The following is a 19,750-nucleotide window of genomic DNA, read 5'->3' on the forward strand; positions in this document are numbered from 1 at the left end:
CCTGTGGCTCCCACCCACAAGTGTGCCCTGCCGGTCTCCCCGAAAGAGGGAGATCGGCAGGGCGTGTCAAGATTCGGTGACACCTTGGGGGGACCGTGGAGATCATCATCAGGCGTGCGACCGCTGCCGATGTGGACCCGATCGTGGCGATGCTCGCCGACGACCCGCTGGGCGCGACCAGGGAGCGGCCGGGCGACCCGGCGTACCTGGCGGCGTTCGCGGTCATCGACGCCGACCCGCACCAGCTCCTGGCGGTCGCCGAGGCCGGCGGGGAGGTGGTGGGCACGCTGCAGCTCACGTTCACCTCCGGCCTGTCCCGCCTGGGCATGACCCGCGCGACGGTGGAGGCCGTCCGGGTGCGCTCCGACCAGCGCGGCAACGGCCTGGGCGAGCGCCTGCTGCGGTGGGCCGCCGACGAGGCGCGCGCACGCGGCTGCGGCATGCTCCAGCTGACGACGGACGCGTCACGGGTGGATGCGCACCGGTTCTACGAGCGGCTCGGCTTCACCGCGTCGCACGTGGGGATGAAGCTGGCCCTCTAACGGGTCTCGGCGAGGCGCTGCTGCAGCCGCTGCTCGACACTGGCCGGCAGCAGCGTCGACACGTCGCCGCCGTAGGTCGCCACTTCCTTGACCAGCGACGACGCCAGGAACGAGTACTGCGGGCTGGCCTGCATGAACAGCGTGTCGACGCCGGTGAGCTGGTGGTTCATCTGCGCCATCTGCAGCTCGTAGTCGTAGTCGCTGACCGCGCGCAGGCCCTTGACGATGGCCTTGATGTGGTTCTCGCGGCAGTAGTCGACCAGCAGCCCGTGCCAGGAGTCCACCCGCACGTTGTCCCACTGCGACGTGACGTCGCGGAGCATGTCCTGCCGCTCCTCGACGTTGAACAGGGTGCGCTTGTTCTTGTTGATGAGCACGGCGACGACGACCTCGTCGAACAGGTGCGCGGCTCTCCCGATGATGTCCAGGTGGCCGTTGGTCACCGGGTCGTAGGAGCCGGGGTACACGGCACGCGTCATGAGCCGGACGTTAGCACCCGATCGGATGCCGCCAGGCGGGTCCGTGGTTCTCGTCACCCATCGGCACGCACTTGCGCCCAGTACACCGCCGTGTCCCCGTATCGCTTGGCACGCAAGGGTTCCACCCCGTCAGGCCACGCTGGTTCGACACTTCGCGAAGCACGTTCGACGATCAGGACGGCGTCCCCGGTGAGCCTCGGCGCGATCCCGCGGAGCACCTTGGCGAGCTCGTCGTCCCCCACCGCGTACGGCGGGTCGGCGAACACCACGTCGAACGTCCCGCCCTCGGCGGTGACGTACGCCTCGGCCGTGCGGTTGGCGACGGTCGTGTTCGCGAACCCGAGCTCCCTGGCGTTGCCCTTGAGCACCTCGGCCGCCCGCTTGTCCGACTCCACGAACGTGGCGTGCCCCGCACCCCGGCTGAGCGCCTCGAACCCCAGCGCGCCCGACCCGGCGTAGAGGTCCAGTACCTGGGCGCCGTCGAGGTCCATCATCGCCTCCAGCGAGCTGAAGAGCGCCTCCCGCACCCGCTCGGAGGTGGGCCGCGTGCCCTTGGGCGGCACCTTGAGCCTGCGGCCGCCCGCGGTGCCGGCAACGATTCGTGTCACCGGCTCATCGTCCCAGGCGCCGCGAGCGCGGGGCCTGGCCGGGCGGCGGGCCCCGACCGGCGTGGGGCTGGTCGGCCCGAAGCGGGCGGGGCCGACGCCGCTCGGGCCGAAGCCGGAGGCGAGGCGTTCAGCGCTCTGCACGCGGGCTTCGGCGGTGGTGGCTTCCCGGCTTCTTCGGGAGTGCCGGGGTCCGGGGCGAGGTCCCGGGAACAGCCGAGCCGGCCTCAGGCCAGCCCCTGCCACCACCCGTCGACCTCGCCCGGTGCGTCCACGTCCACCCGCTCCCCCGGCCGCGGCACGGCCAGCCGCATCCCGCGGGCCTTGACCTCCCGCCACACCCGGTCGATCGGCTCGCCCCACGGGTGCAGCGCCAGGTTGAACGTGGCCCAGTGCACCGGGATGAGCAGCCCGCCGCCGAGGTCGTCGAACGCGCGGACGCCGTCCTCGGGCGTCATGTGGATGTCGGGCCACGCGTCGTTGTACGCGCCGACCTGCATGAGCACCGCGTCGAACGGGCCGTGGGCCTCGCCGATCGCCTTGTAGCCGGCGAAGTAGCCGGTGTCGCCGCTGTAGAACACCGAGCGGTCGCCGCGGGCGATGACCCAGGAGGCCCACAGGGTGTTGTTGCGCTGCACCGAGCGGCCGGAGAAGTGCTGGGCCGCGGTGCAGGTGAGGGTGAAGCCGTCCACGGAGAACGACTCGTCCCAGTCGAGCTCGACGACGCGGTCGGCGGGCACGTCCCAGGCCGCGAGGTGGGCGCCGAGGCCCAGCGGCACGACGAAGACCGCGGTCGTGGTCGTGGTCAGCTCCCGCACGGTCGCCATGTCGAGGTGGTCGTAGTGGTCGTGCGAGATCACGACCGCGCTCACCGCGGGCAGGTCGGACAGCCGGTGCGGAACCGGGTGCAGGCGCTTGGGGCCGAGGTGCGCGGACGGCGAGACGCGGTCGCTCCACACCGGGTCCACGAGGACCGCGGCGCCGTCGACCTCGATCAGCGCGGAGGCGTGGCCGTACCAGGTGACGTGCAGGCCGGAGGCGACCGGCGCGGAGGGGGCCACCAGGGGGACCGGCGCGGACGGCGTGCGGTCGTCGCCGCCGAAGAGGAAGTCGCGCATCGAGAAGGAGTCGCGGTCGGGGACCGAGCTGACCTCCCTGTCGTTGTGGAACCTGCCGTTGCGGTAGCGCGGTGAGCGCGCCATCTCGAACGGGTCCGGCTTGCCCCCCAGCTGCTTCGGCACGTCCCGCAACGCCCACGCCACGCCCGCGAGCCCGAGCAGCCCGGCCAACGCCTTCTTCATGTCCATCCCTCTTCCTGACCCGGTGACCGGTGCAACGCAGGGAATCGTCGTGGAGTTCCACGGTCCGCGCAGCACGAAGGCCCGGCCGGAGCACCGGCCGGGCCTTCTCACGCGAAGATCACTCCAGGACGATCAGGAGGTCGCCGCCCTCCACCTGCTGGGCGCCGCGCACCGCCAGGCGCTGCACCACACCCGCCTTCGGTGCGGTGATCGCGGCCTCCATCTTCATGGCCTCGATCGTCGCGACGGTCTGCCCGGCCTCGACCGAGTCGCCCTCCTCCACGGCGGCCGTCACCACGCCGGCGAACGGGGCCGCCACGTGGTTGGGGTTGCCGCGGTCGGCCTTCTCCGCCGCCGGGACGTCGGCGGCCACCGAGCGGTCGCGCACCTGGATCGGGCGGAGCTGGCCGTTCAGGGTCGCCATGACCGTGCGGATGCCGCGCGCGTCGGCCTCGGAGATCGCCTCCAGGCCGATCAGCAGGCGGACGCCCGGCTCCAGGTCGACGGAGTACTCCTCACCGGGGCGCAGGCCGTAGAAGAAGTCCTTGGAGCGCAGCACCGACGTGTCGCCGTAAGCCTCGCGGTGGGTCAGGAACTCCCGCGTGGGCGCGGGGAACAGCAGCCGGTTCAGCGTGGCGCGGCGGTCGTCCGCGAGACCCGCCTCGTCCTCCGGTGAGAGCTCCTCGACCGGCTTCGGGGCTGACCGGCCCTCCAGCGCCTTCGTGCGGAACGGCTCCGGCCAGCCGCCGGGCGGGTCGCCCAGCTCGCCGTGCAGGAAGCCGATCACCGAGGCGGGGATGTCGAACTTGCCGGGGTTCTCCTCGAACTCCTCCGGCTCGACACCGGCGCCCACGAGGTGCAGCGCGAGGTCGCCGACGACCTTCGACGACGGCGTCACCTTCACCAGGTGCCCGAGCATCCGGTCGGCCGCGGCGTACATCGACTCGATCTCCTCGAACTTCTCCCCGAGGCCCAGCGCGACGGCCTGGGTGCGGAGGTTCGAGAGCTGACCACCGGGGATCTCGTGGTGGTAGACGCGACCGGTCGGGCCGGGGATGCCGGACTCGAACGGCGCGTAGATCTTGCGCACCGACTCCCAGTACGGCTCCAGGTCGCAGACGTTCTGCAGGTCGAGGCCGGTGGAGTGCTCGGTGTGGTCGGTCAGCGCCACGATCGACGACAGCGGCGGCTGCGAGGTCGTGCCCGCCATCGACGCGGTGGCGCCGTCGATCGCGTCCACACCGGCCTGGACCGCCGCGAGGTACGTCGCGAGCTGGCCGCCCGCCGTGTCGTGCGTGTGGAGGTGGACCGGGAGGTCGAACTCCTTGCGCAGCGCGGTGATCAGCCGGGACGCGGCCGGTGCCCGCAGCAGGCCCGCCATGTCCTTGACGCACAGCACGTGCGCGCCCGCGCCGACGATCTGCTCGGCCAGCTTGAGGTAGTAGTCCAGCGTGTACAGCCGCTCGTCCGGGTTGGACAGGTCGCTCGTGTAGCAGAGCGCGACCTCGGCCACGGCCGTCCCGGTCTCGCGCACGGCCTCGATCGCCGGGCGCATCTGCTCGACGTCGTTGAGGGCGTCGAAGATCCGGAAGATGTCGATGCCGGTGTTCGTGGCCTCCTGCACGAACGCCTTGGTCACGGCCTCCGGGTACGGCGTGTAGCCGACCGTGTTGCGGCCGCGCAGCAGCATCTGCAGGTTGATGTTCGGCACCGCCTCGCGCAGCGCAGCGAGCCGCTCCCACGGGTCCTCCGCGAGGAACCGCAGCGCCACGTCGTAGGTCGCGCCGCCCCAGCACTCCAGTGACAGCAGCTCCGGCGTCATGCGCGCCACGTGCGGCGCGACGGCGAGCAGGTCCTTGGTGCGCACGCGGGTCGCGAGCAGCGACTGGTGGGCGTCGCGGAACGTCGTGTCGGTGACGCCGACGGCCCTGCTCTCCCGCAGCCACCGCGCGAAGCCCTCGGGGCCGAGCTCGGTGAGCTTCTGCTTGGACCCGGCGGGCGGCTCGGCGCCGAGGTCGACGGCCGGCAGCTTCTCCCGCGGGTCGACCGCCGTGGGGCGGGTGCCGTTGGGGTGGTTGACCGTGACGTCGGCGAGGTAGGTGAGCAGGCGCGTGCCGCGGTCGGCCGAGTGGCGCGCCGTCAGCAGGTGCGGGCGCTTCTCGATGAACGACGTGGTGACGCGGCCCTCGAAGAAGTCCGGCTCGTCCAGCACGGCCTGGATGAACGGGATGTTCGTGGACACGCCGCGGATGCGGAACTCCGCGATCGCGCGGCGCGCGCGGGCGACGGCGAGCGAGAAGGTGCGGCCGCGGCAGGTGAGCTTCACGAGCATCGAGTCGAAGTGCGGGCTGATCGCCATGCCCGCGCCCGCCGTGCCGCCGTCGAGGCGGATGCCGGAACCACCCGGCGAGCGGTAGGCGCTGATCGTGCCGGTGTCCGGGCGGAACCCGTTGGCGGGGTCCTCGGTGGTGATGCGGCACTGCAGCGCGGCGCCGCGCAGCTGGACGGTGTCCTGGGACAGGCCCAGGTCCTCCAGCGTCTCACCGGAGGCGATGCGCATCTGCGACTGCACGAGGTCGACGTCGGTCACCTCCTCGGTGACCGTGTGCTCGACCTGGATGCGCGGGTTCATCTCGATGAAGACGTAGTTGCCCTGGGGGTCGAGCAGGAACTCCACGGTGCCCGCGTTGCGGTAGCCGATGTGCCGCGCGAACTTCACGGCGTCGTTGCAGATGCGGTCGCGCAGCTCGGGCGCCAGGTTCGGCGCGGGCGCGATCTCGATGACCTTCTGGTGGCGCCGCTGCACCGAGCAGTCGCGCTCGAAGAGGTGGATCACGTTGCCCTGGCCGTCGGCGAGGATCTGCACCTCGATGTGGCGCGGCTCGACGACGGCCTGCTCCAGGAACACCGTCGGGTCGCCGAACGCCGACTCGGCCTCGCGGGAGGCGGCCTCCAGGGCCTCGCGCAGCGCCGCCGGGCCGTCGACCTTGCGCATGCCGCGGCCACCGCCACCGGCGACGGCCTTCACGAAGACCGGGAAGCGCATCGTCTTCGACGCTTCGAGCAGCTCGTCGACGTCGGAGGACGGCGCGCTCGACTCCAGCACCGGCAGACCGGCCTCGCGGGCGGCCGCGATGGCGCGCGCCTTGTTGCCGGTCAGCTCCAGGACCTCGGCGACCGGGCCGATGAACGTGAGACCCGCCTCGCGGCAGGCCATCGCGAGCTCGGGGTTCTCCGACAGGAAGCCGTAGCCGGGGTAGATCGCGTCGGCACCCGCCTTGCGCGCGGCCTTGATGACCTCCTCGACCGAGAGGTAGGCGCGCACCGGGTGACCGGGCTCACCGATCTCGTACGACTCGTCCGCCTTCAGGCGGTGCAGCGAGTTGCGGTCCTCGTGAGGGAAAACGGCGACCGTTCCCGCGCCCAGTTCGTAGGCGGCTCGGAACGCGCGAATCGCGATCTCGCCGCGGTTGGCGACAAGAACCTTGCGGAACATCCGTTGCCCTCCCGGAGTTGCTCGACGGTCAGTTCAGGCACGTTACCGTGCGACTCTTGCCTGTTGGGAGGACTGTCTCACGTGATGGGTGTCATCCTGATCGGTCTTGCCCCGTGAGGATTCTCGCGGTTTGAGCGTGGCGCGGACACCCGCCACCCGGTCGGACTCCTGCCGGTAGTGGGTTTGACCGGATCGAGTGACGATCATGGTCACAATCTCGGTAGGGTGAGCCATATGGCCGGGGCTGATGGAGCCGGGCAGCCTACTGCCCGCACACCGCATTTCGACGTTGTCCTCCGTGGTTACAACCAGCGACAGGTGAACGAGCGGGTCACCCGCTTGGAGTTCGACCTCAAGAACTCGAACAGGTCGCGCGACGCGGCGGCGGCGCAGGTGGCGGAGCTGACGAAGCTGCTGAACACGCTGCGCGCCGACCTCGACAAGACCAAGATGCAGCTGCACAACCTCGCCAACCGGCCGGTGGACGCCTCCAACGTCACCGAGCGCGTGCGCGTGATGATGACGCTGGCCGAGGAAGAGATCGCGGACATCCGCAAGGGCGCGCTGGACGCGGCGAACGCGACCCGCGCCGAGGCCGACAAGCACGCCGCCGAGCAGCGCGAGCACCACCAGCGCCTGCTCGCCGAGACCGAGGCCCGCCGCAAGCAGCTCGAGGTCGCCCACCAGCAGCGCACGACGGAGCTGGAGAAGCAGTTCGCCGAACGCCGCTCCGAACTGGAGGCCGAGTTCGAGGCGCTGCGCACGAAGCTCACCGCCGAGCACGAGGCGCTGGTCGCCGAGGTCCGCGCCGCCGGCGAGCGCGTGACGGCCGACTTCGACCGCAAGTCCGCCGACCTGGACGCCCGCCGCGTCGAGCTGGACCAGAAGTACAAGGCCTACCACGACGAGCTCGACAAGGAGTACGACGGCTTCAAGGCGAAGCTGACCGCCGAGCACCAGAAGGTCCTCGCCGACGCCCGCGCCGAGGCCGACCGCATCGCCACCGAGGCCGAGACCGCCCGCGTCGAGGCGCTGCGGAAGCTCGACGCGGAGCTCAAGAGCAAGCGGACCGAGACCGAGAAGGCCATCGCCGACCTGGAGGCCGACGCCCTCGCGCGGGTCGAGAAGACCACGTCCGAGGCCACGGCGGCGGCCACCGCGCTGGTAGACGACGCCGAGTCGAAGGCGACGACCCTCGTGGGCGACGCCGAGACCAAGGCGGCGGCCCTGGTCTCCGAAGCAGAATCTCGCGCCGCGACGACCGTGCGCGAGGCCGACGAGAAGGCCGTGGGCCTGGTGAGCGTCGCGCAGGAGAAGGCCACCGGCCTGGTCCGCGAGGCGGAGGAGACGGTGACGCGTCTGAAGGCCGACGCCGACCAGCGCGCCGCCCACGCCGCCGAGCGCGAGGCCGCCCTGCGTGCCGCCCACGACAACCTGACCACCCAGTTCAACGCGGCCCAGGCCGCGGTCGAGGCGGCGATGACGGCGCTGAAGCCCCTGCCGTCCTCCGAGGTCGACTCCGACGCTGCCGCGGAGGCCGCCGCCCCGAAGGCTGGCGGTCCGAAGGCCGCTGCTCCGAAGGCTGGCGGTCCGAAGGCCAGTGGCTCGCCGGACTCCGAGCCGAAGACCGAGCAGTTCCCCAAGCAGCAGCGCCCGCAGAGCTGAGTCAGCCGGGGGGAACGGGGGCTACGGACCCGTTCCCCGCCGACTGACGCACGTGCGCTCGTTGCCGTGCGCGTCGATCAGGGCGTCGGCGGTGTGCCGCCGGTCCACGACGACCGCATGGGGCCGCGCGGGGCGAGCAGAAGGCGTCGGCGGCCTGCCGCCCGTCCACGACGACCGCATGGGGCCGCACGAGGCGAGCAGAAGGCGTCGGCGGCCTGCCGCCCGTCCACGACAATCCACGTGAGGCCACGCGACGCGAGCAAAAGGCATCGCCGGTCCGCCGCCCGTCCACGACGACCCGCGTGAGGCCACGCGAGGCGAGCAGAAGGCGTCAGCGGTCCGCCGCCCGTCAGGCCTTCTCCAGGAACTCCGCCCGTTCGTCCGTCAGCAGCGTCGTCACCATCCCCGCCAGCCCCGGATGCGCGGCCAGGTCCGGATCGGCGTCGACCACCACCTGGGCCGCGGCACGGGCGTCGGCGATGACGTCCTCGTCCCGCAGCAGCGACAGCATCTTCAGCCCGGACCGCTTGCCGGACTGCGCCGCGCCGAGGATGTCGCCCTCCCGCCGCAGCTCCAGGTCGAGCTGGGCCAGCTCGAAGCCGTCCAGCGTGGACTCGACCGCCCGCAGGCGTTCCATGGTGGCCGTCATCTCCGGCATCTCGGTCACCAGCAGGCACAGGCCCGGCGCGGAACCACGGCCCACGCGACCCCGCAGCTGGTGCAGCTGGGAGACGCCGAACCGGTCCGCGTCCATGATCGCCATGACGGTCGCGTTCGGCACGTTCACGCCGACCTCGATGACCGTGGTGGCGACGAGGACGTGGACCTCGTTCGCGGAGAAGGCGCGCATCACGGCGTCCTTCTCGTCCGGGGGCATGCGGCCGTGCAGGATCTCGACGCGCAGGCCCTTCAACGGGCCGGCGACCAGGGTGTTCGCCACGTCCACAACGGACAGTGCCGGGCGCTTGCCCTCGTCGTCGGGGCCCTTGGGCTCGTCGTCGCCGTCACCGATGCGCGGGCAGACGAAGTAGGCCTGGTGGCCCGCCGCCACCTCCTCGCGGACGCGGGCGAAGGCGCGGTCGAGCCACGCCGGCTTCTCGCGGACGGGGACCACGGACGTCTTGATCGGCGAACGGCCGCCGGGCAGCTCGCGCAGCGCCGAGACCTCCAGGTCGCCGTAGACGGTCATGGCGACGGTGCGCGGGATCGGGGTGGCGGTCATGACGAGGACGTGCGGGTTCTCGCGTTCGCCGCGGGCGCTCAGCGCCGCGCGCTGCTCCACGCCGAAGCGGTGCTGCTCGTCGACGACGACCAGGCCCAGCGAGTGGAACTCGACCTTGTCCTGGATGATCGCGTGCGTTCCCACGACGATGCCCGCCTCGCCGGTCACGATGTCCAGCAACGCCTGGCGGCGCTGGGCGGTGTTCATCGAGCCGGTCAGCAGCGTCACGCGGGTCGCGGTCTCGGCGGCGCCGAGCTGGCCCGCCTGGGCGAGGTCGCCGAGCATCTCCGCGAGCGACCGGGCGTGCTGGGCGGCGAGGACCTCGGTCGGGGCGAGCATGGCGGCCTGCCGGCCCGCGTCAACGGCCTGGAGCATCGCCCGCAGCGCGACCATGGTCTTTCCTGACCCGACCTCGCCCTGCAGCAGGCGGTTCATCGGCACGACCGAGGCGAGGTCGGACGAGATCTGCTCGCCCACCTCCACCTGGCCCGCCGTCAGCGTGAACGGCAGGCGCGCGTCGAACGCGTCCAGAATGCCGCCGGAGCGGCGGGCGCACGAGGGGGCCGGGCGGGCCGTGGCGGACTTGCGGCGCTGGGCCAGTGCGAGCTGCACGGCCAGGGCCTCGTCCCACTTCAACCGCTGCTGCGCCACGGAGATCTGCGCCCAGCTCTCCGGGCGGTGGATCGCGCGGAGCGCCTCCTCCAGACCGATCAGGCCGTGCTCGGCGCGGAAGTCGGCGGGCAGCGGGTCCTCCGGCACGCCGTCCCAGACCTCCAGCAGCTGCTTCACGCAGTTGGCGATGTTCCACGTGTTGATGTGCTGCGAGGCCGGGTAGACCGGCAGGAACGCCTGGAGGAACGCGGAGCTGTCCGACTCCGGGGTGAGGACCTCGAACGCCGGGTGCACCAGCTGGAGGTTCTGCCGGTAGCGGCCGACCTTGCCCGCGAACAACGCCTTCGTGCCCGGCAGCAGCTCCTTCTCCGCGACGAACGCCGGCTTGCCGAAGAACACCAGGTGCAGCTCGGAGGTGCCGTCGGTGATGACGGCCTCGGTCATCTGGCCGCGGCGCGCCTTCATCTGCCGCTTCTGGCACTTGCGGACCTCGGCCTGCACGGTGACGTGCTCGTCGATTTCCAGCGATTTGATGTCGGTCAGCTGCCCGCGCTCGTCGTAGCGGCGCGGGTAGTGGCGCAGCAGGTCACCGACCGTCGTGAGGCCGAGGCCGGTCTCCAGCGCGTCGGCGGACTTCTTGCCGAGCAGCGGCTGCAGCTTGTCGTCGAAGGAGATCATCGCGTCCCATTGAACTACTCGACACCGACAAAAATCACCGCGTCCGGCTGGCCGCCGGGGTAGGCGGTCACCTCGACCTCCGGGTGGGTGACGCGGAGGTGGTCCTCCAGCACGTCGACCAGGCCGCCGGGGGCGTCCGCTCCCAGCAGCACGGTCACCAGCTCGCCGCCGCCGGACAGCATGCGGTCGACCAGCCGGCAGGACAGGTCCAGCAACGACTCGGGAACCGCCGGGCCGGGCTCGATCAGCACGACCTCGCCGTCCAGCATGCCCAGGAGGTCACCGGGCTGGCAGCGGCCCACCCACGTGATGGCCTCGTCGGCGGCGATGGCGAGCTCGCCGCGGCGGGTCGCGGCGGCGGCCTCGGCCATCGCGACAACGTCGTCACCGGCCCGGCGTGAGACGTCGTGCACGGCCAACGCGGCGAGGGCCTGCACCGGCGACAGGGTGGGCACCACCACCACGTCCTGTCCTGCGGCCTGTGCGTACGCCACGGCCTCTTCCAGCGCCTCGCGGATGTCCGGGTCCCCCGGCAGCACGGCGACGTGACGCGCGCGCGTCGACACGATGGCGGACAACAGGTCCGTGGGCGTCGCCGAAGAAGATGCGAGGTCGAACACGGTGGCGCCCTCGGCGCGGAACAGGTCCACGGCTCCGCTGACCACCACCACGATCGCCCGGTCGCGCACGAACCGGGAGGCCTGCGCCGCGATCTGGTCGGCGAAGCGCGCCACCGTGATGCGGTGTGGACGCCCAGCGCGCACACCGGACTCGATGGCCGCGCCGATGTCGTTGCAGTGCACGTGCACGGTCCACAGCGAAGCGCCGTCGCCGACGACGGACACGCAGTCGCCGAGCCCGGTCAACGTGGCCCGCAGCTCGTCCACGGCCTTCTCGGAGGTGTCGTCGAGCAGGTACATGACCTCGTACTCGAACTCCGACGAGCCGCTCTCCCGCTCGGTGGTGAGCGACTCGGGCGTGCGCGGCAGCAGCGGCGCGTCCACGGGCGTCTCGACGGCCTGACCGGTGATCACCGCGGCCAGTGTGTCCAACAACACAACCAGCCCTCGGCCACCGGCGTCGACCACCCCGGCCTTGGCCAGGACGGCGAGCTGGCGGGGGGTGTCGGCCAGCGCGGCGGCACTCGCGCGGGAGGCCGCCACGACCACCTCGTCGAGCTCGTCGGACGGGCAGTCGCGGGCGGCTTCCGCGGCCGCGTGCAGCACCGACAGGACCGTGCCGGGAACGGGCTTGGACACCGCCGCGGTGGCCAGCTCGTCGGACCGCTGCAGGGCCCTGCGCAGCGCGGCCCCGGACACCTCCGAGATGCCCTGCGCGGTCTCCGCCAGGCCCCTGAGCACCTGCGACAGGATCACGCCCGAGTTGCCGCGGGCCCCGGCGAGCGCGCCGCGGGCCAGTGCCGACAGCGCGTCCCCCACGGTCGTCATGGGCGAGCGCAGCAACGCGTCGAGCGCCGACTGCATCGTGTGCAGCAGGTTCGTGCCCGTGTCGCCGTCGGGCACTGGGAAGACGTTGATCTGGTCGATCGACGCCCGGTTGGCGTCCAGCGACCGCACGCACGCGTCCGCCCACCTGCGCACCGCGACCGCATCCATGACCTGCATGGCGGGGAGGGTATCCACCCGGTTTGGTCACCGGTGCGGCCACCGGCTACCCTGACTGGGTTGCCGTGCCCGGTTGAGGCTTGTGCACGCTTGCGCGCCCACCGGGACGCGAGACTTACCGCTTGAGGAACCTGAAGGAGTGGCTGACGTGGCTGCCGTGTGCGACGTCTGTGGCAAGGGGCCGGGCTTCGGCCATTCGGTTTCGCACTCCCAGCGGAAGACGAACCGCCGCTGGAACCCGAACATCCAGTCCGTGCGCGCGAAGGTTTCGGCCTCGCAGCGCCAGCGCATCAACGTGTGCACCTCCTGCCTGAAGGCGGGCAAGGTCGTGCGCGGCTGATACCCCGCCACAGTTCGTGATCTACGAGAAGAGCCCGGCTCCGGCCGGGCTCTTCTCGCGTTCCGGGGTCCTGCGCAACGGCCTGGGATCGTCCCCCGCGCGCCGCCATCGGCGCGAAGCGTGCGGGGGACGACGGATTACGGCAGCTTCCAGTCGATCGGCTCTGCGCCCTGCTTCTCCAGCAGCTCGTTGGCGCGGCTGAACGGCTTCGAGCCGAAGAACCCGGAGTGCGCGGACAGCGGTGACGGGTGCGCGGACTCGATGGCGGGCAGCGGTTCGAGCAGCGGGCGCAGGTTGCGCGCGTTGCGGCCCCACAGGATCGAGACCAGCGGCGCCTCACGGGCGGCGAGCGCCTTGATCGCCTGCTCGGTGACGGCCTCCCAGCCCTTGCCCTGGTGGGAGTTCGCCTTGCCGGGCTGGACGGTGAGGGCCCTGTTGAGCAGCAGCACACCCCGCTCCGCCCACGGGGTGAGGTCACCGTTGGACGGGATCGGGTGTCCCAGGTCCTCCGCGTACTCCTTGTAGATGTTGATGAGCGACTTGGGGATCGGCCGCACGTCGGGTGCCACGGAGAACGACAGGCCGACCGCGTGGCCGGGTGTCGGGTACGGGTCCTGGCCGACGATGAGCACCTTCACCTGGTGGAACGGCTGCTGGAACGCGCGCAGCACGTTCTCGCCCGCGGGCAGGTAGGTGCGGCCGGCGGCGACCTCCGCGCGCAGGAACTCACCCATGGCGGCGATCTGGTCAGCGACGGGGGCGAGAGCTTCAGCCCAACCGGCTTCGACAACTTCGTTGAGGGGACGAGCCACGACTGTGAACCCTATCCCACTCAATCCAGGCGCCGGAGGTTCTCCCGGTACACCGCGATGTTCTGCACGTATTTGTCGACGATGAATGCCCACGCCTGTTCGGGCACGACATAACCGGCCCGTTCTCGTGCGGGAACTCCGAGCACCATCGTGCGTTCGCGGACGTGGCCGTCGAACGAGACCACGGCACCGGCGCCGACGATCGCGCCCTTTTCCACGATGGAACCGTTGAGCACCACCGATCCCGACGCGATCAGGCAGTCGTCGGCGACGGTCGCGCCCTCGATGTGGACGTTGTGCCCGATGACGCACCCCGAGCCGATGTGCACGGGGTGCACCTCGGTGCAATGGATCACCGTGCCGTCCTGGACCGAAGTGCGTTCGTCGATCACGATTCGGCCGTAATCGCCGCGAAGAACGGCCTGGGGCCACACCGACGAATGCGCGCCGATCCGGACGTCACCGATCACCGTGGCATCGGGGTGCACGTACGCGTCCGGGTGGATCTGCGGCGTGTAGTCCCCGAGCGCGTAGATGGCCATGGAGGCGAACCTACAACGGCTTGCCGTAGCAGCGGCTGTCCGGGTGGTCGCGGTAGACGCCGAAGTTCGCGATGCGCTCGTAGCCGGTGGCCAGGTACAGGCCGATGGCCTCGGGCTGGCGGGTACCGGTTTCCAGCACCATCTGCTTGTGGCCGGCCTTGCGCGCGGTGTCCTCCAGGTTCGTGAGGACGAGGCGGGAGAGGCCACGGCCGCGCAGCGCCTCGGCGACGTACATGCGCTTGATCTCGGCGGCGCCGTCGAGCTCCTGGTGCACGCGCCAGCCGCCGCACGCCACGGGCGTGCCGTCGAGGTAGCCGACCACGAAGTAGCCGAGCGGAGCGGCGAACTGGGCCGGGTCGACCGGCGTCACGTCCTCCTCGCCGTAGCGCTCGACGAAGACCTGCTGGAGGTCCTCGATCAGCTTGACCGAGTCTGGATGGTCATACGTGCGCGTGCATAGTTCCACGACCTGCAGTCTACGCGCGCCAGTGCTCCCAGCCAGGGGGTTTCTCGTACGCCCTGCCGTCGACCGTGACACCGCTGCCCGCGCGGACCGTGCCGATCGTGGTCCAGCCCTCCGGCACGGACTTGGGACCGGGGAAGGTCGCGGCCAGCGCGTGGTCCTCCCCGCCGGTCAGCGCCCAGTGCCGCGCGTCGCCGCCGAGCGCGGACGCCACGTCCAGCAGGCGCGGGTGCAGCGGCAGCAGCTCGGTGCGGATGTCGATCGCCACGCCCGACGAGTCGGCGATGTGGCCGAGGTCCTGCAGCAGGCCGTCGGAGACGTCGATCATCGCTGTCGCGCCGGCCTCCGCGGCCCTGGGACCCTCCTCGTAGGGCGGTTCCGGGGTGCGCTGGGCGTTGACGATGCCGACCGGGGAGCGGAAACCGCGCCCCAGCACGGCCAGTCCCGCTGCCGCCCAGCCGAGCCGTCCGGTGACCGCCACGACGTCGCCGACGAGCGCTCCCGACCTCGTGACCGGCTCGAGCCCGTTCATGTCGCCCATGGCCGTGATGGAGATCACCAGCGTGGCGGAGCTGACCATGTCGCCGCCGACGACGCCCGCGCCGGCCTTGGCCGCCTCCTCCCACAGGCCCGCCATGATCCCGGTGATCGTCGCCGCGGGGGTGTCCGGCGGGCACGCCACGCCGACGAGCAGACCGGACGGCAACGCCCCCATCGCGACGACGTCCGCGAGGTTCACCGCGGCTGCTTTTCGGCCCACCTGCTCAGGACTGGACCAGTCGAGTCTGAAGTGGACACCCTCGACCAGCACGTCCATCGACGCGACGACACGCCCGTCCGGCACGGCCACCACGGCCGCGTCGTCACCGGGACCGAGGACGGTCGTCTCAGGCTGCGCCCGACCGGTCGTCACCCGGTGGATGAGATCGAACTCACCCACGTCGGCGACCGTCTCCGCGTCGTGCGGCGGCTCCGGACGCAAAGTTGCCTCCCAATCTGAGCATTCGGAACCCCAACTGGGGTACGTTGCGTGACACGTTCCTACCTCGACCCAACCTGTCGCGACGAAGGGGCACGCCGTGGTGCATGCATACATCCTCATCCAGACCGAGGTCGGCAAGGCCGCTGCAGTCGCCTCCGAGATCTCCGGCATCACCGGCGTCGCCACCGCCGAGGACGTCACCGGTCCGTACGACGTCATCGTCCGCGCCGAGGCCGACACCGTCGACCAGCTCGGCCAGCTCGTGGTGGCGCGCATCCAGAACGTCGAGGGGATCACCAGGACGCTCACCTGCCCGGTGGTCCACCTCTAGCCAGCCCGTGTTGTCATAGCCGGGTGACTCAGCAGGAATCCACGTCGGCGCTGTCCCGGCCGCTCGTCCTGGCGGTCGGGCTCGCCGTGCTCCTCGCCATCGGTGTCGCCGGGCTCGGCCTCGTGCTGGGCACGGGGAACCAGGTCGAGGACGTCCCCGGCCGGTCGGGCCCGCTCGCGCTGGTCTCGATCGACGCGCCGGACGCCGGTTCACCGCAGTGCACCTCGCTGGTCGAGAAGCTGCCGGTGGGCCTGCCGTCCGGCAAGGACATGCTGCCGCGCCGGGAGATCGCCACGCCCGCACCCGCCGGCGCCGTCGCGTGGGGTGACGCCCGGCACGACCCGGTGGTGCTGCGCTGCGGCCTGCCGCGGCCGGCCGAGCTGACCCCGTCGGCCCAGCTGCGGGTGATCTCCGACGTGCAGTGGCTGCAACTGCCCGGCTCGGGCACCTCGACGTGGGTGGTCGTCGACCGCAGCGTGCACGTGGCGCTGACGGTGCCCGACGACGCGGGCACCGGACCGTTGCAGGACATCTCCACGACGGTGCGCGACCTGCTGCCGAAGCAGCCGGTCAGGACCTCGCCCTAGCGCAGGCCGGACCCGCGCGCGACCGCCGTCTCCACGAGCGTGGTCAACAGCGTGGCGAAGTCCACACCGGTCGCCGCCCACGCCTTGGGGTACATGGAGATCGGCGTGAAGCCGGGCATGGTGTTCAGCTCGTTGATGATCAGCTGGTCGTCCTCGGTGAGGAAGAAGTCCACCCTGGACAGGCCCTGGCAGTCGAGCGCCTTGAACGCGGTGACGGCCATCTCGCGCAGCCGCGCGGTGATGTCGTCGTCGAGCTTCGCCGGGATGTCGGACTCGTAGGAGTCGTCGACGTACTTGGCGTTGAAGTCGTACCACTCGACGCCCTCGCCCACCGGCCGCAGCTCGGCGGGCAGCGACGCCTCGACCCGGCCGTCGGGGAACTCGAGCACCGCGCACTCGATCTCCCGCGCGTTCGGCACGGCCGACTCGACGATGACCTTCGGGTCGTGCTGACGGGCCTCGAAGACGGCGGCGTCGAGGTCGGCCCAGTCGCTGATCTTCGTGATGCCCACCGACGAGCCGGCGCGCGACGGCTTCACGAACACCGGCAGTCCCAGCAGCTCGCGCTCGTCGAGGGTGAGCGTGGTGGCGGCGCGGTCGAGCGCGACGAACGTGCCGACCGGCAGCCCCTCGGCCTGCAGCAGCTTCTTCGCGAAGACCTTGTCCATGGCGGCGGCGCTGGCGAACACGCCCGGCCCCACGTACGGCAGGCCGCCCAGCTCCAGCAGGCCCTGGATCGTGCCGTCCTCGCCCCACGCGCCGTGCAGCAGCGGGAACACGACGTCGACGCCTTCGAGCGCCTGCCCCGGCTCGACCGCGACGACGGTCCGGTTGCGCAGCGTCGGGAGGTTGCCGGCGCCCGCCTCCAGCGCGCTCGGGTCCGTGCCGAGCGCCCACTGCCCCTGCGGCGTGATGCCGATCGGCACCACCTCGAAGCGGTCGGGGTCCAGGTGCGGCAGCACGCTCTTGGCGGACTGGCAGGAGACCTCGTGCTCGGAGCTGCGGCCGCCGAACACCACGGCCACCCTCGTCTTGCGCTGCGTCATGCGGGCGACCCTACCCGTTTGGGCGATTGCCCCTGATGACACGTTGGTGGCCGTCAGCGTGGCGTCCGTGCTGGAGATCAGACCGCTCGACCTCGACGATCTGGACGGTTGCGTCGCACTGCGGATCGCGGCCCAGACCGTGGACGACCCCGCTGGGCCGGTGCCGGACGGGGAGCGGATCGCGCGCGGGCTGCGGAACCCGCGCGTGGAGCACGGCGAGGTCGTCCACCGCATCGCCGTCCGGGACGGGGTGGTGGTGGCCGCGGCGTCGGTGGCGTTGCCGCCGGACGAGAACGCCAAGATCGCCGCCGGTGGGATCGAGGTGCACCCCCGTCATCGCGGGCAGGGCGTCGGCACCGAGGTGCTGGAGGCGTTGCTGGCCGAGCTGTGCGCCAGGGACAGGGAGACGTTCGAGAACCTGTGGGTGCCCAGGGGCAGCGCGGGCGAGAAGTGGGCGGTCGCACGCGGGTTCACGGTGGGTGCGCACCGGCTGTGGCAGGAGCTGAGGATCGCGGACGTCGACCCCGCGCTGTGGGACGTGCCGGTGCCGGACGGGTACCGCGTGCAGCAGTGGACCAACGCGACGCCGGAGCACCTGCTGGCGTCGGTCGCCACGACCAGGCAGTCGATCGCGGACGCCCCGGCGGAGGGCATCGTGCTCGTCGCTCCCGCCTGGACGCCCGAGCAGGTGCGCGCCAAGGAGGCGCTGTCGAGGGCGGCGGGTGTCGAGCAGCGCATCGTCGTCGCCGTGCACGGTGACGAGGTCGTCGCGCTGACCGAGATGTCGCTCTACCCGTCGAACCTGACCTCGGTGTACCAGGAGGACACGGTGGTGATGCCCGCGCACCGCGGCCGCGGGCTCGGCCGGGTGGTCAAGGCGCACATGCTGCGGTGGCTGCTCGCGGACCGGCCGGGACTGGAGCTCGTCGAGACGCAGACCAACGCGGACAACGTCCACATGATCCGGGTGAACCACCGGCTCGGGTTCGTCGACGCCCGGGAGTTCGTGACGGTCAGCCGGCCCTGCTGAGCAGTTCGGTGAGCACCGGCAGGGCGCTGATCAGCTGTTCCCGCGAGCAGGCGCTGTACCCGATGGCCAGCCCGTGCCACCGGGCGCGGTTCACGAAGTGGCGGGCCAGGCCGTCCACGCGCAGGCCGCGTTCCAGTGCCCGCTTCATCACCTCGCGCTCCGCGTCCGCGTTCGGCAGCAGGACCACGACGTGCGCGCCCGCGTCGTCGCCGAGGACCTCGATCCCCGCGCCGGCGAAGGTGTCGACGATCAGGGCGCGGCGTTCGGCGAGCTCGCGGCGGAGCTTGCGGAGGTGGCGGCCGAGGTCGCCGGTGCGGGCGAGCTCGACCACCACGCGCTGGCCCGCGGCGGCGGGACTGGTGCCGGTGAGGTCGCGGTGTTCGAGGACCGCGGTGGCGATGTGCTCGGGGGCGACCATCCAGCCGGCGCCCAGGGTCGGGGTGAGGATCTTGCTGGTGGTGCCGAGGTGGACGACGACGTCCGGGGCCAGTGCCGCGAGCGACGGGAGCGGCGCCACGTCGTAGCGGAGCTCGCCGTCGTAGTCGTCTTCGATGACCAGCCATCCGTCCCGGCGCGCGCGCTCGACCAGTGCCACGCGGCGGCCGGCGGACATGCGGCCGCCGAGCGGGTACTGGTGGGCGGGCGAGCAGTAGACGGCGCGGACGCCCGCGGGCACGGCGCCGGGCAGCAGGCCCTCGGCGTCGACCGCGGCCGGGACGACCTTCAGGCCCGCCGCGCGGAACACGCCGACCGCGCGCTGGTAGCCGGGTTCCTCCACGGCCACGGCGTCGCCCCGGTGCAGCACCGCCACCGCGATCTCGGTGAGCACGGCCGTGGTGCCGCCGGTGGCGAGCACGGGTTCGGCGTTCACGGCCAGGCCGCGGTGGCGCAGCAGGTGCTCGGCGATGGCCTCGCGGTACTCGGGCAGGCCCGCGCGTTCCGGGCGGGACAGCGGGGGTGCGTCCGCGGCGGCCCGCCAGGCGCGGCGCCAGGCCGCGCGGTCGAGGCCACCGGCCCAGGGGGCGCCGGTGCCGAGGTCGACGAAGTCGGTGATGGCGGGCACGACGGCCTTGCGCGAACGTTTGCGCATGGGGCCGGGCGGCGTCGTCGTCACGTAGGTGCCGGAACCGTGCCGGCCGGCGATCCAGCCCTCGGCGTGCAGCTGGTCGTAGGCGGCGGCGGTCACCGTGCGGGACACTCCGAGGCGTTCGGCGAGCGCGCGTGTGGACGGCAAGCGGTCGCCCGCGCGCAACCGGCCTTCGGACGCCGCGGCGCGCAGGGCGTCGGCCAGCTGCACGGCGAGCGGCTCCGGCGACTCGCGGTCAAGGGCGACGGGCAGTGCGGTCTCCACCAAAGTGGCCTTCTCAGATCGATCGAAAATGGCGCTTCAAT

Annotated in this window: 18 protein-coding genes; 6 read left to right on the forward strand and 12 right to left on the reverse strand. The window is 71.7% G+C overall.

Annotation, left to right across the window (positions count from 1 at the left end; all coding sequences use genetic code 11):
* Positions 1-101: 101 nt before the first annotated feature.
* Complete coding sequence (locus tag ACZ7CF_RS26120; protein ID WP_470370855.1) at positions 102-542, forward strand: GNAT family N-acetyltransferase; 441 nt, start codon at positions 102-104, stop codon at positions 540-542.
* Here ACZ7CF_RS26120 and coaD read toward each other — a convergent pair.
* The 4 genes from coaD to ACZ7CF_RS26140 form a co-directional block, all read right to left on the reverse strand.
* Positions 539-1,021: a pantetheine-phosphate adenylyltransferase gene (gene coaD / locus ACZ7CF_RS26125; protein ID WP_360391126.1), complete on the reverse strand. Its 483-nt coding sequence runs from the start codon at positions 1,019-1,021 to the stop codon at positions 539-541. The genes ACZ7CF_RS26120 and coaD overlap by 4 nt on opposite strands.
* A gap of 53 nt (positions 1,022-1,074) precedes the next feature.
* On the reverse strand, positions 1,075-1,629 hold the full coding sequence (gene rsmD, locus ACZ7CF_RS26130) for a 16S rRNA (guanine(966)-N(2))-methyltransferase RsmD (RefSeq protein ID WP_470370797.1): 555 nt from the start codon (positions 1,627-1,629) through the stop codon (positions 1,075-1,077).
* A 224-nt stretch (positions 1,630-1,853) separates the two neighbouring features.
* Positions 1,854-2,927, reverse strand: coding sequence for an MBL fold metallo-hydrolase (locus ACZ7CF_RS26135; protein WP_360391131.1), 1,074 nt, complete (start codon positions 2,925-2,927; stop codon positions 1,854-1,856).
* Between the two features lie 118 nt (positions 2,928-3,045).
* Entirely contained in the window at positions 3,046-6,423 is a 3,378-nt protein-coding gene (locus ACZ7CF_RS26140) for a pyruvate carboxylase (protein WP_470370798.1), read from the reverse strand.
* Positions 6,424-6,741: 318 nt separating this feature from the next.
* On the opposite strand from ACZ7CF_RS26140, the gene ACZ7CF_RS26145 reads away from it, so the two are divergent.
* A complete protein-coding gene (locus tag ACZ7CF_RS26145; protein ID WP_470370799.1) occupies positions 6,742-8,088 on the forward strand; it encodes a hypothetical protein in 1,347 nt (448 codons plus the stop codon).
* A 349-nt stretch (positions 8,089-8,437) separates the two neighbouring features.
* Here the strand turns inward: ACZ7CF_RS26145 and recG are convergent, their stop codons facing one another.
* Both recG and ACZ7CF_RS26155 read right to left on the reverse strand, forming a co-directional pair.
* Positions 8,438-10,600: an ATP-dependent DNA helicase RecG gene (gene recG / locus ACZ7CF_RS26150; RefSeq protein WP_360391140.1), complete on the reverse strand. Its 2,163-nt coding sequence runs from the start codon at positions 10,598-10,600 to the stop codon at positions 8,438-8,440.
* A 14-nt stretch (positions 10,601-10,614) separates the two neighbouring features.
* On the reverse strand, positions 10,615-12,225 hold the full coding sequence (locus tag ACZ7CF_RS26155) for a DAK2 domain-containing protein (RefSeq protein ID WP_458430584.1): 1,611 nt from the start codon (positions 12,223-12,225) through the stop codon (positions 10,615-10,617).
* Positions 12,226-12,373: 148 nt separating this feature from the next.
* Between ACZ7CF_RS26155 and rpmB the strand changes: the two genes are divergently transcribed.
* Entirely contained in the window at positions 12,374-12,565 is a 192-nt protein-coding gene (gene rpmB, locus ACZ7CF_RS26160; RefSeq protein WP_030467945.1) for a 50S ribosomal protein L28, read from the forward strand.
* Positions 12,566-12,702: 137 nt separating this feature from the next.
* On the opposite strand, the gene ACZ7CF_RS26165 is transcribed toward rpmB, so the two are convergent.
* The 4 genes from ACZ7CF_RS26165 to ACZ7CF_RS26180 are packed head-to-tail and all read right to left on the reverse strand — an operon-like array spanning position 12,703 to position 15,364.
* The gene (locus ACZ7CF_RS26165; RefSeq protein WP_470370800.1) at positions 12,703-13,377 is read right to left on the reverse strand and encodes a uracil-DNA glycosylase; all 675 of its coding nucleotides are present in this window, start codon (positions 13,375-13,377) and stop codon (positions 12,703-12,705) included.
* A 20-nt stretch (positions 13,378-13,397) separates the two neighbouring features.
* The gene (locus ACZ7CF_RS26170; protein ID WP_360391146.1) at positions 13,398-13,919 is read right to left on the reverse strand and encodes a gamma carbonic anhydrase family protein; all 522 of its coding nucleotides are present in this window, start codon (positions 13,917-13,919) and stop codon (positions 13,398-13,400) included.
* A 10-nt stretch (positions 13,920-13,929) separates the two neighbouring features.
* Positions 13,930-14,385: a GNAT family N-acetyltransferase gene (locus tag ACZ7CF_RS26175; RefSeq protein WP_360391149.1), complete on the reverse strand. Its 456-nt coding sequence runs from the start codon at positions 14,383-14,385 to the stop codon at positions 13,930-13,932.
* Between the two features lie 10 nt (positions 14,386-14,395).
* Entirely contained in the window at positions 14,396-15,364 is a 969-nt protein-coding gene (locus tag ACZ7CF_RS26180; RefSeq protein WP_360391152.1) for a thiamine-phosphate kinase, read from the reverse strand.
* 97 nt (positions 15,365-15,461) lie between these two features.
* Here ACZ7CF_RS26180 and ACZ7CF_RS26185 point away from each other — a divergent pair, with 97 nt between their 5' ends.
* A complete protein-coding gene (locus tag ACZ7CF_RS26185; RefSeq protein ID WP_053736927.1) occupies positions 15,462-15,695 on the forward strand; it encodes an Lrp/AsnC ligand binding domain-containing protein in 234 nt (77 codons plus the stop codon).
* Between the two features lie 23 nt (positions 15,696-15,718).
* Entirely contained in the window at positions 15,719-16,282 is a 564-nt protein-coding gene (locus tag ACZ7CF_RS26190) for a DUF3515 domain-containing protein (protein WP_470370801.1), read from the forward strand.
* Here the strand turns inward: ACZ7CF_RS26190 and ACZ7CF_RS26195 are convergent.
* On the reverse strand, positions 16,279-17,328 hold the full coding sequence (locus ACZ7CF_RS26195) for a D-alanine--D-alanine ligase family protein (protein WP_458430583.1): 1,050 nt from the start codon (positions 17,326-17,328) through the stop codon (positions 16,279-16,281). The genes ACZ7CF_RS26190 and ACZ7CF_RS26195 overlap by 4 nt on opposite strands.
* A 67-nt stretch (positions 17,329-17,395) precedes the next feature.
* Between ACZ7CF_RS26195 and ACZ7CF_RS26200 the strand changes: the two genes are divergently transcribed.
* Positions 17,396-18,358, forward strand: a complete 963-nt coding sequence (locus tag ACZ7CF_RS26200) for a GNAT family N-acetyltransferase (RefSeq protein WP_470370802.1) — start codon at positions 17,396-17,398, stop codon at positions 18,356-18,358.
* Here ACZ7CF_RS26200 and pdxR read toward each other — a convergent pair.
* The gene (gene pdxR / locus ACZ7CF_RS26205) at positions 18,342-19,709 is read right to left on the reverse strand and encodes a MocR-like pyridoxine biosynthesis transcription factor PdxR (protein WP_470370803.1); all 1,368 of its coding nucleotides are present in this window, start codon (positions 19,707-19,709) and stop codon (positions 18,342-18,344) included. The genes ACZ7CF_RS26200 and pdxR overlap by 17 nt on opposite strands.
* Between the last annotated feature and the right edge of the window lie 41 nt (positions 19,710-19,750).

The organism is Lentzea sp. NPDC036955 (genome assembly GCF_055608005.1).

Bases quoted from the DNA above. Each gene is read 5' to 3' on its own strand.
- coaD (WP_360391126.1), bottom strand. From the start codon at position 1,021: ATGACGCGTGCCGTGTACCCCGGCTCCTACGACCCGGTGACCAACGGC.
- ACZ7CF_RS26135 (WP_360391131.1), bottom strand. From the start codon at position 2,927: ATGAAGAAGGCGTTGGCCGGGCTGCTCGGGCTCGCGGGCGTGGCGTGG.
- ACZ7CF_RS26140 (WP_470370798.1), bottom strand. From the start codon at position 6,423: ATGTTCCGCAAGGTTCTTGTCGCCAACCGCGGCGAGATCGCGATTCGC.
- recG (WP_360391140.1), bottom strand. From the start codon at position 10,600: ATGATCTCCTTCGACGACAAGCTGCAGCCGCTGCTCGGCAAGAAGTCC.
- ACZ7CF_RS26155 (WP_458430584.1), bottom strand. From the start codon at position 12,225: ATGCAGGTCATGGATGCGGTCGCGGTGCGCAGGTGGGCGGACGCGTGC.
- ACZ7CF_RS26170 (WP_360391146.1), bottom strand. From the start codon at position 13,919: ATGGCCATCTACGCGCTCGGGGACTACACGCCGCAGATCCACCCGGAC.
- ACZ7CF_RS26195 (WP_458430583.1), bottom strand. From the start codon at position 17,328: ATGACGCAGCGCAAGACGAGGGTGGCCGTGGTGTTCGGCGGCCGCAGC.